Source organism: Dongia sp. (genome assembly GCF_041909655.1).
GTDB lineage: Bacteria > Pseudomonadota > Alphaproteobacteria > Dongiales > Dongiaceae > Dongia.
Map to the genome: position 1 here is coordinate 327,067 of NZ_JAYRDA010000006.1, position 12,534 is coordinate 339,600.

The 12,534-nt window shown below is 62.1% G+C and carries 15 protein-coding genes; 13 read left to right on the plus strand and 2 right to left on the minus strand.

The features are described 5' to 3' along the window. Positions 1 to 59 precede the first annotated feature (59 nt). Positions 60 to 1,100 carry an arginase family protein gene (locus ACE3PR_RS14755; protein ID WP_374373350.1) on the minus strand — a complete coding sequence of 347 codons (1,041 nt, stop codon included), beginning with the start codon at positions 1,098 to 1,100 and terminating at the stop codon, positions 60 to 62. Positions 1,101 to 1,204: 104 nt separating this feature from the next. Here ACE3PR_RS14755 and ACE3PR_RS14760 point away from each other — a divergent pair, with 104 nt between their 5' ends. Together ACE3PR_RS14760 and purB are read left to right on the plus strand one after the other, a co-directional pair. Continuing rightward, complete coding sequence (locus tag ACE3PR_RS14760) at positions 1,205 to 1,783, plus strand: helix-turn-helix domain-containing protein (protein ID WP_374373352.1); 579 nt, start codon at positions 1,205 to 1,207, stop codon at positions 1,781 to 1,783. 89 nt (positions 1,784 to 1,872) lie between these two features. After that, positions 1,873 to 3,171 (plus strand): adenylosuccinate lyase, encoded by a 1,299-nt coding sequence (purB, locus tag ACE3PR_RS14765; protein ID WP_374373354.1) that lies wholly within the window; start codon positions 1,873 to 1,875, stop codon positions 3,169 to 3,171. Positions 3,172 to 3,293: 122 nt separating this feature from the next. Here the strand turns inward: purB and ACE3PR_RS14770 are convergent, their stop codons facing one another. Next, positions 3,294 to 3,623 (minus strand): DUF1476 domain-containing protein, encoded by a 330-nt coding sequence (locus ACE3PR_RS14770; RefSeq protein WP_374373357.1) that lies wholly within the window; start codon positions 3,621 to 3,623, stop codon positions 3,294 to 3,296. 169 nt (positions 3,624 to 3,792) lie between these two features. Here ACE3PR_RS14770 and ACE3PR_RS14775 point away from each other — a divergent pair, with 169 nt between their 5' ends. From ACE3PR_RS14775 to grxD, 11 genes are all read left to right on the plus strand, one after another. After that, positions 3,793 to 4,542: an NRDE family protein gene (locus tag ACE3PR_RS14775; protein ID WP_374373359.1), complete on the plus strand. Its 750-nt coding sequence runs from the start codon at positions 3,793 to 3,795 to the stop codon at positions 4,540 to 4,542. A gap of 77 nt (positions 4,543 to 4,619) precedes the next feature. Further along, complete coding sequence (locus tag ACE3PR_RS14780) at positions 4,620 to 5,591, plus strand: metal ABC transporter solute-binding protein, Zn/Mn family (protein WP_374373361.1); 972 nt, start codon at positions 4,620 to 4,622, stop codon at positions 5,589 to 5,591. 49 nt (positions 5,592 to 5,640) lie between these two features. Then, positions 5,641 to 5,931, plus strand: coding sequence for a hypothetical protein (locus tag ACE3PR_RS14785; RefSeq protein ID WP_374373364.1), 291 nt, complete (start codon positions 5,641 to 5,643; stop codon positions 5,929 to 5,931). A gap of 2 nt (positions 5,932 to 5,933) precedes the next feature. Then, the gene (locus ACE3PR_RS14790) at positions 5,934 to 6,524 is read left to right on the plus strand and encodes a DUF1007 family protein (RefSeq protein WP_374373366.1); all 591 of its coding nucleotides are present in this window, start codon (positions 5,934 to 5,936) and stop codon (positions 6,522 to 6,524) included. Further along, positions 6,521 to 7,468 carry a nickel/cobalt transporter gene (locus tag ACE3PR_RS14795; protein ID WP_374373368.1) on the plus strand — a complete coding sequence of 316 codons (948 nt, stop codon included), beginning with the start codon at positions 6,521 to 6,523 and terminating at the stop codon, positions 7,466 to 7,468. The genes ACE3PR_RS14790 and ACE3PR_RS14795 overlap by 4 nt, the downstream gene beginning before the upstream one ends. Positions 7,469 to 7,641: 173 nt before the next feature. Further along, positions 7,642 to 8,406: a phosphoribosylaminoimidazolesuccinocarboxamide synthase gene (purC, locus tag ACE3PR_RS14800; RefSeq protein WP_374373370.1), complete on the plus strand. Its 765-nt coding sequence runs from the start codon at positions 7,642 to 7,644 to the stop codon at positions 8,404 to 8,406. Positions 8,407 to 8,509: 103 nt separating this feature from the next. After that, positions 8,510 to 8,752 (plus strand): phosphoribosylformylglycinamidine synthase subunit PurS, encoded by a 243-nt coding sequence (purS, locus tag ACE3PR_RS14805; protein ID WP_374373373.1) that lies wholly within the window; start codon positions 8,510 to 8,512, stop codon positions 8,750 to 8,752. Between the two features lie 3 nt (positions 8,753 to 8,755). After that, positions 8,756 to 9,445 (plus strand): phosphoribosylformylglycinamidine synthase subunit PurQ, encoded by a 690-nt coding sequence (gene purQ, locus ACE3PR_RS14810; protein ID WP_374373375.1) that lies wholly within the window; start codon positions 8,756 to 8,758, stop codon positions 9,443 to 9,445. After that, positions 9,442 to 11,643 (plus strand): phosphoribosylformylglycinamidine synthase subunit PurL, encoded by a 2,202-nt coding sequence (gene purL, locus ACE3PR_RS14815; RefSeq protein ID WP_374373377.1) that lies wholly within the window; start codon positions 9,442 to 9,444, stop codon positions 11,641 to 11,643. The genes purQ and purL overlap by 4 nt, the downstream gene beginning before the upstream one ends. A 21-nt stretch (positions 11,644 to 11,664) precedes the next feature. Then, positions 11,665 to 11,898 (plus strand): BolA family protein, encoded by a 234-nt coding sequence (locus ACE3PR_RS14820; protein WP_374373379.1) that lies wholly within the window; start codon positions 11,665 to 11,667, stop codon positions 11,896 to 11,898. A gap of 155 nt (positions 11,899 to 12,053) precedes the next feature. Continuing rightward, positions 12,054 to 12,395 carry a Grx4 family monothiol glutaredoxin gene (grxD, locus tag ACE3PR_RS14825; RefSeq protein ID WP_374373381.1) on the plus strand — a complete coding sequence of 114 codons (342 nt, stop codon included), beginning with the start codon at positions 12,054 to 12,056 and terminating at the stop codon, positions 12,393 to 12,395. The last annotated feature ends 139 nt before the right edge of the window (positions 12,396 to 12,534 follow it).

Below are 12,534 nucleotides of genomic sequence, written 5' to 3' on the forward strand. Positions count from 1 at the left end.
AGAAATTCGTGGATGGTCGGCCTTCGCCGACCATGACAATTGATAGAATTGTTTGTTGGTCAATCCTTCCGGAAATGCTTGTCCGCGATCAGGCTCAGCATTTCGAACATGATGACGACCGAGTTCATGGCGGTGATCTGCGTCGCGTTGTCCTTGGAGGGGATCATGCAGACAATGTCGCCGCCGATGACATTGGTGCCGCGCAGGGATTGGATGAGCTTGATCGCTTCGTAAGCCCGCAGCCCCCGATAGCCGGGCTCGAGATTGGAGACGCCCGGCGCGTCGCTGGGATCAAGGGCGTCGAGGTCGAAGGTGATATAGACCGGCATGTCGCCGACGCGCTTGCGGATGGCGGCGCCGACATCCTCCATGCCGCGCTCGAAGATGTGTTCGGCCGGGATGATCTCGTAGCCCATATCGCTTTGCGACGGGTCCTTGCGCGCCTTCATCGGGTTGCCGCGCATGCCGAGCTGGATGGAATGGGACGGATCGACGATTTCTTCTGTGATGGTATAGGCGGCCCAATGTGCAGCCGAGCGCCGGCTGCCCAGCCAATGCGGCAGGTGTTCGTAATCGTCGCGATGGGCGTCGAAATGCACCAAGGCGATCTTCTGTCCCTTGCTGAGATGGCCGTCCTTGCCGCCCAAGGCGCGCAGGATCGGGCCGGTGATGGAATGATCGCCGCCGATCGAGACCGGCCGCGTGCCGGCGAGATCCAGGCGCTTGTAATATTCCTCGATATGATCGACGCAAATGTCGTTCACCATGGCCTCGGGCAGTGGCACGTCGCCGAGATCGTTGATGCGGCAGGTCTCCCAGGGCCGGAGCTGGAATTTCTGATGCGCGCGGCGATACCAGCCCGAGGCGTTGCGGATGGCGCGCGGCGCCAAATGCTGGTCACGCTCGGTCGAGCCGTTGCCGGAGGAATGCGGGACACCCACCAAAGCGATGTCGCAGGCCTTGGGGTCGGGGTTGAAGTCGCATTTGAAGAAGGTTTGAACGCCCCACCAATACCAATTCTCCATTTCCTTCGCCCGTTCGGCGTAGAGGGCATCGGTGATCGGCTGCGCGGTGGGCTTGCTGGCGGGCGGCTTGTTCATGGCTTCCTCGGTTTGGCTGGCGGGGCTCGCCAGATGATTCCGCGAGGTTCTTTAATAGTCAACTTAGTTTGGTTATAGTGAACATCAGATTTCGAGGATTCCGGATGAAGACGCAGAAATTGCTGAGCGAGCCGCAGCCGAAACCGCAGATCGGCCCGCAATTGCGGGAAAGGCGGCGGCAACTCGGCCTCTCCATCGACGACCTCGCCACAAGGGTCGATCTCACCAAGGGCCATCTCAGTGCGATCGAGCGCGACCTGGCTTCGCCCTCCGTCGCCTCGCTGCTGGCGATTTGCAATGCGCTCGGCCTCTCGGTGGGGTCGCTGTTCGAGGGCACGGAAACGGCGGTGGTGCGCCGGAACAAGCGCCGCCGCATCGAATTCGGCGGCAAGGGCCTGCACGATTATCTGCTCTCGCCTTCGACCCGCAGCCGCATCCAGGTTGTCTGGAGCGAGATGGGGCCGGGGGGATCCGGCGGCGACCAGCTCTATACCATCCCGGCCGAGGAGGAGTTCGTCATGGTGATCAGCGGCCGCCTGCTGATGACAGTGGCCGGGCAGGAGACATTGCTGGAGGAGGGCGATTCCATGACCTTCGATCCCAGGAAGCTCCATACCTTCAAGAATCCCTCAAATACTGGGCGAACCGTGGCGCTCTTTGCCTTCACGCCGCCGCTTTACTGAGGAAGTCCGCTCAAAAACCGATTCCAGGTTGACTTTGCGGGGCTTTGCCGCTGATTTGGCGCCGCAATCGCCAGAAAAATGAGGCTCGCATGATCCCGCGCTATTCCCGTCCCGAAATGACCAAGATCTGGGACCCGGAAAACCGATTCCGCATCTGGTTCGAGATCGAGGCCCATGCCTGCGATGCGCTGGCGGAACTGGGTGTCATTCCCAAAGAGGCCGCGGCGGAAATCTGGGCCAAGGGGAAATGGGAAGTGGCGCGTATCGACGAGATCGAGCGCGAGACCAAGCATGACGTAATCGCCTTCCTCACCAACCTCGCTGAGTATGTCGGCCCGGCAGCGCGCTTCGTGCACCAGGGCATGACGTCGTCCGACGTGCTCGATACCTGCCTCGCGGTGCAGATGGCGCAGGCGACCGATCTCTTGCTCGAGGATCTCGACCGGCTGCTGAAGGCGCTGGAGAAGCGCGCCTTCGAACACAAGATGACGCCGACCATGGGCCGCAGCCACGGCATCCATGCCGAACCCACGACCTTTGGTCTGAAGCTCGCCACCCATTACGCGGCCTTCAAGCGCGGCCGCGAGCGCTTGGTGGCGGCGCGCGCCGACATCGCCACCTGCGCGATCTCGGGGGCCGTCGGGACCTTCGCCAATATCGATCCGCGCGTGGAAGCCCATGTCGCGAAGAAGATGGGCCTCAGCGTCGAGCCCATTTCAACCCAGGTCATTCCGCGCGACCGTCATGCGATGTTCTTCGCGGTGCTGGGTGTCATCGCCAGCTCAATCGAGAACCTCTCGATCGAGGTGCGCCATTTGCAGCGCTCGGAAGTGCGCGAGGCGGAGGAATATTTCTCGCCGGGCCAGAAGGGTTCCAGTGCCATGCCGCACAAGCGCAACCCGGTGCTCTCGGAAAATCTCACGGGCCTCGCGCGTGTCGTGCGTGCCGCGGTCAACCCGGCCCTCGAGAATGTCGCCCTTTGGCACGAGCGCGATATCAGCCATTCCTCGGTCGAGCGCGTGTTCGGCCCGGACGCCACCATCGCCCTCGATTTTGCGCTCAACCGTCTGGTGGGCCTGGTCGAGAAGCTGATCGTGTATCCTGAGAACATGCAGGCCAATCTCGATCGCTATGGCGGCTTGGTGCATTCGCAGCGCGTGCTGCTGGCGCTGACCCAGGCCGGCATGAGCCGGGAGGATTCCTATCAGGCAGTGCAGCGCAACGCGATGAAGGTCTGGCTGGAAGGCAAGGACTTCCTGACCGAGCTCAAGAACGATTCCGTGGTCAGCCAGAAGATCGATGCCAAGTCGCTCGAAGCCTGTTTCGACCTCGGCTATCATTACAAGCATGTCGACGACATCTTCCGCCGGGTCTTCGGCCACGCTTGAGCCGCTGGAATTCTGTACGGCAAAGACAATAACAGCGGCGATAGAGCTCTATCGCCGCTGTTATTATTTCGAGATCGAGAAAGAGGTGCCGGTGTTGGTCCGGCACTTCGCTTGAGGGGCGATCAGCCGTTGTTTTCGCTCATGAGCTGCTGCTTGGACATGGCGAGAAGCTCGTCCATCTGCTTCCGCAGGCGATGCTCGCTGATATCGACATTCTTTGCCTTGAAGTCCTCCAGGACCTTCGCCAGCACGTCATGATCGCCGGGCTTTTCGAAATCGGAGGCGACCACGGATTTGGCATAGGCTTCGGCCTCGGCGCCGTCGATGCCCATCAATTTCGCCGCCCACAGGCCCAGCAGCTTGTTGCGCCGGTTGTTGACCTTAAATTCAAGCTCCTTGTCGTGCTTGAACTTGTTTTCGAAAGCGGCTTCCCGGTCGTTGAAACTCGTCATACCGATGCAATCCTTTAAATGTTCCCGGCTAAATGTTCCCTGCGGCCAGGCTGTGACACTGGCCGTTGTCTGGAAAAATGGTTGGCCGACCGCCTTCCGTCAAGTCTAATAGGGTTACCGCGAACCGGCGGGCCCAAACCCAGATGTCCCGATTTATGTCCGTAAGCTCATGTGCAGCGTAATCATTCTCCATCGGCCGAATCACGACTGGCCGATCCTCGTTGCCGCCAATCGCGACGAAATGCATGAGCGCCCCTGGCTTGCCCCCGGGCGGCACTGGCCCGACCGGCCGGAAATCGTGGCGGGGCAGGATCAGCTAGCTGGCGGTTCATGGCTGGGCATCAATGATTTCGGGGTGGTGGCGGGCATTCTCAACCGCCGTAACACTCTGGGGCCGCAGGCGGGCAAGAGGTCGCGGGGCGAATTGGTCCTCGATGCGCTGGATTTCGCCGATGCCGACGCTGCCATCGAGATGCTGCGGGAACTGGATGCGGGCGCCTATCGGCCCTTCAACATGTTCGTGGCCGACAATTCCGGCGGTTTCTGGCTGAGGAACGACGGGGCCGAAATCGTCGCGGAAACCCTGCAGCCGGGTATTTCCATGATCACGTCATCGGATCGCAATGATCCCGAGAGCCTGCGCATCCGCCATTTTCTGCCGCGCTGGCAGATCGCCGAAACGCCGGAGCCGGAAATCGGGCAATGGCGGGAATGGGAAGCGCTGCTGACCAACCGCGAATACGCGCCGGGGGGCGATGTGTTCGACGCCATGCATATCGTTTCCAATACCGGCTTCGGCACCATGTCGTCCTCGCTCATGGCGCTTCCCTCGGTGCAGCATTCCGAACGGGCGCCGATCTGGCGGTTCCTGGGTGGGCGGCCGGAAACCTTTTCCTGGACGGACATCGACCTGGAGTGACCGGCGGTAAAGAGCTTGCCGCGGGCACCGCTCTGCGTTAAATGTGTTATATTATAACATTCTGAATGAGAGCGATCATGTCGTTGAAATCGACCTTCCGCATCCTCCTGCTCGCCGGCCTTGGCTCGCTGGCGGTCCTTGCCCCCGCCCTGGCGCAGGAAAAGCTCAAGGTGGTCGCCACCTTCAGCATTCTGGGGGACCTCACCCAGCGGATCGGGGGCGATGCCATCGCGCTCACCACCTTGGTTGGTCCGGATCTCGATTCCCACGGCTTCGAGCCCAATGCCGCCGATCAACGCGCGGTGGCGGGAGCGGATGTGCTGATCGCCAATGGTCTCGGTTTCGAGACCTGGCTCGCGCGGCTGACCGAAGCGGCGGATTTCAAGGGGCGCCTCGTCGTGGCGACCGAGGGCATCGCGGCTTTGCCCTGGGAAGAGCATGAAGATGAGCACGCGCACGAAGACGAGCATGCGGAAGAGGGGCAGGCCGAAGAGGAGCATGCGGAAGAGGGGCACGACCATGGGGATTTCGACCCGCACGCCTTCCAGGATGCGCATCTGGTTCTGACCTATATCGACAATATCGCTGCCGGCCTCAGCGCCGCTGAACCGGCACAGGCGGCCTTGTTCAGCAAGAATGCCGGTGCCTTGAAGGCCGAATTTGCGGCACTCGATGCCGAATTGAAAGCGAGCCTCGGCGCGCTGCCGGCGGAACGCCGCCGCGTCCTGACGTCGCATGACGCTTTCGGCTATTTCGCCCATGCCTACGGGATCGAATTCGTCGGCCTCCAGGGGGTGAGTACCGAGGGTGAGCCCACCGCGCAGGACCTCAAGCATGTGATCGAGCAGATCAAGGACGGCAAGATCCAGGCGGTTTTCCTGGAGAACATGAGCGATCCGCGCTTCGTCGAGACATTGGCGGCTGATACCGGGATCAAGGTTGGCGGCGCGCTCTATGCAGATGCCCTGTCGGGGCCGGACGGGCCGGCCCCGGATCTGCTGTCGCTCTTCCGTCACAATCAAAGTGAATTGCTGAAGGCCTTGCAGTGACCTATCTTCTTCCCCAACGGGGGAGGCAAAGAACGGTGGAGATTCGGCAATGCTGACACGGCGACAAATGCTCCTGGCTTCGGCGACGATTGTTTCGGCGGCGGGCCCGGGTGTGGTGCCGGCGCTGGCCCTTTCGACCGAGCCCATGGCGCCCGCCGATGCCCGGGCCATGGCGCTGGCCTGCGGGGCCGCGGCCTCCCATGCCGAATTGGTGGCCGAGGCCCGGTTGCTGCTGGATGGCGAGGTGAAGCAGGGGCTGCTGCCCGCCAATTACGACACGACCATCGTCTGTCCGTTCTGTCGCTGCAGCCTCAAGGTCGCGCCCGAAATCGCTTTCTGATCGTGCTGCGTTATTCCATCCTCGCCTGCGTGGCGGTTCTGCTGCTGTTGCCCCGCGCGGCCTTGGCCCATCCGCATGTTTTCATCGACAACCGCGTTGTCCTGCAATTCGAGGGTGGCAAGCTCGCCGGCTTCCGCACCGACTGGCGTTTCGATGAAATCTTCACCGAGGACATGCTGATGCAGTTCGACAAGGACGGCGACGGCGCGATCAGCACCGCCGAGAGCGAGGCGATGGGAAGCGAGACATTGCCCAATCTCGCCGGCTTTCGCTATTTCACCCGCGCGTCGGTGGATGGCACCGACTTTCCCGATCTGGCGCCGGAGGCTTTCCTGGCCAGGGTGGAAGAGGGTGCGTTGCATTACGAACTGACCTTCGCCTTGCCGCAGCCGATCGATCCGCGGCAGCAGAAACTGCGCCTCGAAATAAGTGACCGCGACTATTACGTCGAGGTGCTCATGGCCGAAACGGATCCGGTAAGAGTGGAGGGCGAGGGCTCTGCCGGCTGTGAAGCGACCGTGAAGGATGACCCGGAGAATGCCTATTACGAGGGCTTCGTGATCCCCCAGGCCATTTCGGTGCAATGCCGATGACCCTGTTCCTCCGCGCCCTGCTGCTATGCGTGGCGCTGCTGGTCATGCCCCTGGCGGCCCAGGCGCAGTCGGATTCACCCTTCACCGGCGGCACCTCCACCGAGGCCGCCGCCGATACGAATTCCGGCGGCATCTGGCGCGATTTCCGGCATGGGCTTTTTGCCATCCAGCGCGACGTCAACCGCGCGCTCAATCAGCGTCTGGTGGCCATCAAGCGTGGCGAGGATACGGGTGCCCTCTGGGCCGGCATCCTCTTCGCCTTCCTCTATGGCGTGTTTCACGCGCTGGGGCCCGGTCACGGCAAGAGTGTCGTCATCGGCTATTTCCTGGGCCGTGCCGCCCGGCCCAGCCGGGGCGTCGCCATGGCCGCCTGGATCGCGCTCAGCCATGTGGTGGGTGCGATCGTCATCGTGGGCCTTGCCCATCTCATCCTCTCGCGCAGCCTGGTCTCGCCGACCAACGAATATTTCTGGCTGCGCATTGTGAGCTATGCGGCGATTCTGGCGATCGGCCTCCTGATGCTGCGGGAGTGGTGGCGCGGCGGCCACGCGCATGTTCATCATGGGCATCATCATGACCATGACCATGCCTGTGCGGCCGGCGAGATGACCTGGACGAAAAAGGGCCGGCCGCTGGAGCAGCGGATGCTGGCGCTGGCCGCGGGCTTTGTGCCCTGTTCCGGCGCCATTTTGATCTTGCTCTTCGCCATGGCGAACAATCTCATTCTGGCCGGGATCGTCATGGCGGCGGCGATCGCGCTGGGCATGGGAATGACCCTCGCGGCCCTGGGGGTGTTCAGCATTTTCCTGCGCCGGCAGGTCAGTCTGCGCCTGCCCCAAGGCAGCGGATGGACGCGCGGATTGGCTCTTCTGGGACCGCTTTTTGTGATCCTGGTCGGCGGCGGCCTGCTAGTGCTCAGTGCGATCTCGCCGTCCAGTTACTAATATGCTGAAATAAAACGATATAAATTGCCCGCGACGATCCCGCGCAAGGTGGTCGCCGTCATTGTATTGCGGACCCCATGCTGCTAGAAGAAGGCCGAATCTCGATAGCGCGGCCCGCCAGATTCGATGCCCCGTCGATCTGGTCGCGCCGAGCAGCATTGGAGACCCCCCAAATGTCGCGCCGCCGCCGCATTTACGAAGGCAAGGCCAAGGTCTTGTTCGAAGGCCCGGAGCCCGGCACCTTGGTGCAGTACTTCAAGGACGATGCGACCGCCTTCAATAATCAGAAGAAGGGCACCATCACGGGGAAGGGCGTCCTCAACAACCGCATCTCCGAATATCTGATGTTGCGTTTGGGCGAGATCGGGGTGCCGACCCATTTCGTGCGCCGCCTCAACATGCGCGAACAATTGGTGCGCGAGGTCGAGATCATTCCCCTCGAAGTCGTGGTGCGCAATGTGGCCGCCGGTTCGATGGCCAAGCGCTTAGGGCTGGCCGAGGGCACGCAGTTGCCGCGCTCGATCATTGAGTATTATTACAAGTCCGACGAGCTCGGCGATCCAATGGTCTCGGAAGAGCACATCACGGCTTTCGGCTGGGCCATGCCGCAGGATCTCGACGAGATGCTGGCACTGGCGCTAAGGGTCAACGATTTCCTTACTGGCTTGATGCTGGGCGTCGGGTTGCGCCTCATCGACTTCAAGCTGGAATTCGGCCGGCTCTATGAGAACGAGGAAATGCGCATCGTTCTCGCCGACGAAATCAGCCCCGACAATTGCCGCCTGTGGGACGTCAAGACCGGCGAGAAGCTGGACAAGGACCGGTTTCGCCGCGATCTCGGCAATGTCGAGGAGGCCTATCAGGAAGTGGCGCGGCGCCTCGGCATTCTGCCCGAAGGCGGCCCCCGCGACATGAAGGGCCCGAGTACGATGCAATAGGGCCCATGGCCTGGGAAATGAGGGCGCCTGTTGGCGCCCCATTCATTCCAGCCGCGGGCTTCCGGGTAGTTCAGTTTTTATCTTTGCGACAAAAGGGAAGGTTATGAAGGCCCGTATTCACATCACCCTCAAGAACGGCGTCCTTGATCCCCAGGGCCGCGCCATTGCCGGTGCGCTCCATGCACTCGGCTTCAATTCGGTCGGCGACGTGCGCCAAGGCAAATACATCGAGGTCGATCTCACCGAGACCGACAAGGCCAAGGCGAAGGCGGCGGTCGATCAGATGTGCGGCAAGCTCCTGGCCAATACCGTCATTGAAAACTACTCGATAGAGCTGGTGGACTGACACATGAAGGCGGCAATCGTCGTATTTCCCGGTTCCAATCGCGAGATCGATGCCAAGGCGGCGCTGAAACAGGCCACGGGCAAGGACCCGATCATGGTCTGGCATCGCGACACTTCCCTGCCCAAGGTGGATCTGGTCCTGGTGCCGGGCGGGTTCTCCTACGGAGACTATCTGCGCTGCGGCGCCATCGCCGCCAATTCGCCGGTGCTGCGGGAAGTGAAGTCACGGGCGGAAGGCGGCATGGCTGTCATCGGTGTCTGCAACGGCTTCCAGATCATCACCGAAGCCGGGCTTCTGCCGGGCGTGCTGCTCCGCAATGCCAATCTCAAATTCGTCTGCCGCAATGTGGGCCTGCGGGTCGAGACTTCAGGCTCGCGCTTCACGGCGGGCTACAAGAAGGGCCAGGTGCTGTCGATCCCGGTCGCGCATCACGACGGCAATTATTTCGCCGATCCTCGGACGCTGGACGAACTCGAGGCGGAAGACCGCATCGCCTTCCGCTATTGCGGGCCTGAGGGTCGGCTTGATTCCGTCTACAACCCGAATGGATCGATCCGGCACATCGCCGGCATCCTCAACAAGAAGCGCAATGTGCTGGGACTGATGCCACATCCGGAGAATGCGATCGAGCCGATGCATGGCTCGACCGACGGCAAGGCCTTGTTCAAGAGCATGGTGGAGGCCGTGTCGTGAGTGTCGCCAAAAAGATCACCCCGGAGATCGTCGCCGAACACGGTCTCAGCGCGGACGAATACAAACTGGTTCTGGAAATCATGGGCCGCGAGCCCAGCATGACCGAACTCGGCATCTTCTCGGTCATGTGGTCGGAGCATTGCTCCTACAAATCATCCCGCGTCCATCTAAAGAAACTGCCCACCGAGGCACCCTGGGTGATCCAGGGGCCGGGCGAGAATGCCGGCGTCATCGATATCGGCGACGGCCAAGCGGCGGTCTTCAAGATGGAAAGCCACAACCATCCCTCGTTCATCGAGCCCTATCAGGGGGCGGCGACCGGTGTGGGCGGCATCATGCGCGACGTTTTCACCATGGGTGCGCGGCCGATCGCCAATTTGAACGCTTTGCGTTTCGGCGAGCCCGAGGATCCCAAGACCAAGCATCTGGTTTCCGGTGTCGTCGCGGGCATCGGCGGCTACGGCAATTGCATGGGCGTCCCTACCGTGGGCGGCGAGGTGAATTTCCACGCCAGCTATAACGGCAATATCCTGGTCAACGCGATGACCGTGGGCCTCGCCGATGCGGACAAGATCTTCTATTCGGCGGCGGCGGGCATCGGCAATCCCGTGATCTATGTCGGCGCCAAGACCGGGCGCGACGGCATTCACGGCGCCACCATGGCCTCGGCCGAATTCACCGAGGATTCGGAAGAGAAGCGCCCGACCGTGCAGGTCGGCGATCCTTTCACCGAAAAGCTGCTGCTGGAAGCCTGCCTCGAATTGATGGCGACCGATGCCATCGTCGCCATCCAGGATATGGGTGCTGCCGGCCTCACCTCGTCTTCGGTCGAGATGTCGTCGAAAGGCGGCCTCGGGATCGAGCTCGACCTCGACAAGGTGCCGGTGCGCGAGACGCATATGACCGCCTATGAGATCATGCTCTCGGAAAGCCAGGAGCGCATGCTCATGGTGCTGAAGCCGCAGGCGATGGACAAGGCGCGCGCCATCTTCGAGAAGTGGGAGCTGGATTTCGCCGAGATCGGCGTGCTCACCGATACCGGTCATCTGGTCCTGAAGAAGAACGGCGAGGTGGCGGCCGACATGCCGGTAGCGCCCCTGGTCGAGAAGGCGCCGCTTTATGAACGTCCCTGGGTGCCCACCCCCTTGCAGGCGGAAATCGCCGCCAAGGACGTGCCGGCCCCCAACGATCTTCTTGGTGCCCTGAAGACGCTGATCGGCTCGGCGGATCTCGCCAGCCGCCGCTGGGTCTGGGAACAATACGATCATCTGGTCATGGGCCAGACCGCGCAGCGCCCGGGGGGCGATGCCGCGGTCGTGCGCCTGCCGGGTAAGGCCAAGGGCCTTGCCATGACCTCTGATTGCACGCCGCGTTATGTCTTTGCCGATCCGAAGCGCGGCGGTGCGCAGGCGGTCGCCGAGACCTGGCGCAACCTGACCGCAGTCGGTGCCAGGCCGCTCGCCATCACCGACAACATGAATTTCGGCAACCCGCAGCGGCCCGAGATCATGGGCCAGTTCGCACTCGCGATCGAAGGCATGGCCGAGGCCTGCCAGGCGCTCGACTATCCGGTCGTCTCGGGCAACGTCTCGCTCTACAACGAAACGAACGGCAAGGGCATCCTGCCGACACCCACCATCGGCGGCGTCGGCGTGATGGCCAATGTCGATCGCATGGCGACGGTCGCGTTCAAGGGCAAGGGCGAGAAGGTGCTGGTTCTGGGCGAGACCAAGGGCTGGCTCGGGCAGTCGATCTATCTCCGCGAATTGCATGGCCGGGAAGAGGGGGCGCCGCCGCCGGTCGACCTCGCCGCCGAGCGCCGCAATGGCGATTTCGTCCGCGGCCTCATCGAAGCGGGCAGCCTCGTTACCTGCCACGATGTTGCCGATGGCGGTCTGCTGGTGGCACTCGCCGAAATGGCGCTGGCCGGCGGCATCGGTGCCAGGCTGACGACGCCGGGCGATACGAGCGAAGCGCATGGCTTCTGGTTCGGCGAGGACCAGGCGCGTTACGTGATCGCGGTGCCAGCCAAGGCCGCCGCAGCGATCGAAGCCAAGGCCAAGGCCGCCGGAATCAAGGTGACCGAGCTCGGCGAAACCGGCGGCGACGTCCTGTCGCTCGACGGCCGCGATATTCCGCTGGCCGATCTCCGTGCCAATCACGAGGCCTTCCTGCCGCGCCTGATGGGCGCGGCCTGAGTTTTTTTAGGAGTTGCCGACATGGCCATGGAAGCAAGCGAGATCGCCCGGCTGATCAAGGAAGCCCTGCCCGATGCCGAGGTGACGATCGAGGATCTGCGCGGGGACGGCGATCATTATGCGGCGCGGGTGATCTCGTCGGCCTTTGCCGGCAAGTCCCGTGTCCAGCAGCACCAGATCGTCTATGCCGCCCTCAAGGGCAAGATGGGCGACGAATTACACGCTTTGGCGCTGCAAACCTCGGCGCCCGTTTAAATTCCTGGTTGTGCCCGCGGCATTCTTGGACTGGCGCGGCTAGCCTCAACCCGGCAGAATAACCTCAACCGGCCGGTCTTGCTGACCGGCCATGCCATTGACTTACCAGCGCCCTCAAACCATATCGCGGGCAAAGGCAGAAAGGATTTGATCCGATGAGCGATAACCCCGTCTTCGACCGTATCCGCGACGAAATCGGCACCAATGACGTCGTGCTCTTCATGAAGGGCACCCCCGTCTTTCCGCAATGCGGCTTCTCCGCGGCGGTCGTCCAGGTGCTCAGCCATCTCGGCGTGAAGTTCAAGGGCGTCGACGTGCTGCAGGATCCGAGCCTGCGCCAGGGTATCAAGGATTTCGCGAGCTGGCCGACCATTCCGCAGCTTTACGTCAAAGGCGAATTCGTCGGCGGCTGCGACATCATCCGCGAGATGTTCGAATCCGGCGAGCTGCAGCAATTGCTCTCGGCCAAGGGTGTGGCGGGCACGCAAGCCGCCTGACGCTTCCTTCCATAGATCCGGTCAACAGACCGGCCTGACGGGGAATGCCGTCAGGCCGGTTTTGTTTTGGATTCAACTAACGACTCGTGCAAATCAACAGTACTTCCACGAATATCGCGAAATTGACTTGCGAAGCTGA

What these genes read in the sequence shown, in the direction of transcription:
- ACE3PR_RS14755 (WP_374373350.1), bottom strand. Translation starts at nt 1,100, where the DNA reads ATGAACAAGCCGCCCGCCAGCAAGCCCACCGCGCAGCCGATCACCGAT.
- ACE3PR_RS14760 (WP_374373352.1), top strand. Translation starts at nt 1,205, where the DNA reads ATGAAGACGCAGAAATTGCTGAGCGAGCCGCAGCCGAAACCGCAGATC.
- purB (WP_374373354.1), top strand. Translation starts at nt 1,873, where the DNA reads ATGATCCCGCGCTATTCCCGTCCCGAAATGACCAAGATCTGGGACCCG.
- ACE3PR_RS14770 (WP_374373357.1), bottom strand. Translation starts at nt 3,623, where the DNA reads ATGACGAGTTTCAACGACCGGGAAGCCGCTTTCGAAAACAAGTTCAAG.
- ACE3PR_RS14775 (WP_374373359.1), top strand. Translation starts at nt 3,793, where the DNA reads ATGTGCAGCGTAATCATTCTCCATCGGCCGAATCACGACTGGCCGATC.
- ACE3PR_RS14780 (WP_374373361.1), top strand. Translation starts at nt 4,620, where the DNA reads ATGTCGTTGAAATCGACCTTCCGCATCCTCCTGCTCGCCGGCCTTGGC.
- ACE3PR_RS14785 (WP_374373364.1), top strand. Translation starts at nt 5,641, where the DNA reads ATGCTGACACGGCGACAAATGCTCCTGGCTTCGGCGACGATTGTTTCG.
- ACE3PR_RS14795 (WP_374373368.1), top strand. Translation starts at nt 6,521, where the DNA reads ATGACCCTGTTCCTCCGCGCCCTGCTGCTATGCGTGGCGCTGCTGGTC.
- purC (WP_374373370.1), top strand. Translation starts at nt 7,642, where the DNA reads ATGTCGCGCCGCCGCCGCATTTACGAAGGCAAGGCCAAGGTCTTGTTC.
- purS (WP_374373373.1), top strand. Translation starts at nt 8,510, where the DNA reads ATGAAGGCCCGTATTCACATCACCCTCAAGAACGGCGTCCTTGATCCC.
- purQ (WP_374373375.1), top strand. Translation starts at nt 8,756, where the DNA reads ATGAAGGCGGCAATCGTCGTATTTCCCGGTTCCAATCGCGAGATCGAT.
- ACE3PR_RS14820 (WP_374373379.1), top strand. Translation starts at nt 11,665, where the DNA reads ATGGCCATGGAAGCAAGCGAGATCGCCCGGCTGATCAAGGAAGCCCTG.
- grxD (WP_374373381.1), top strand. Translation starts at nt 12,054, where the DNA reads ATGAGCGATAACCCCGTCTTCGACCGTATCCGCGACGAAATCGGCACC.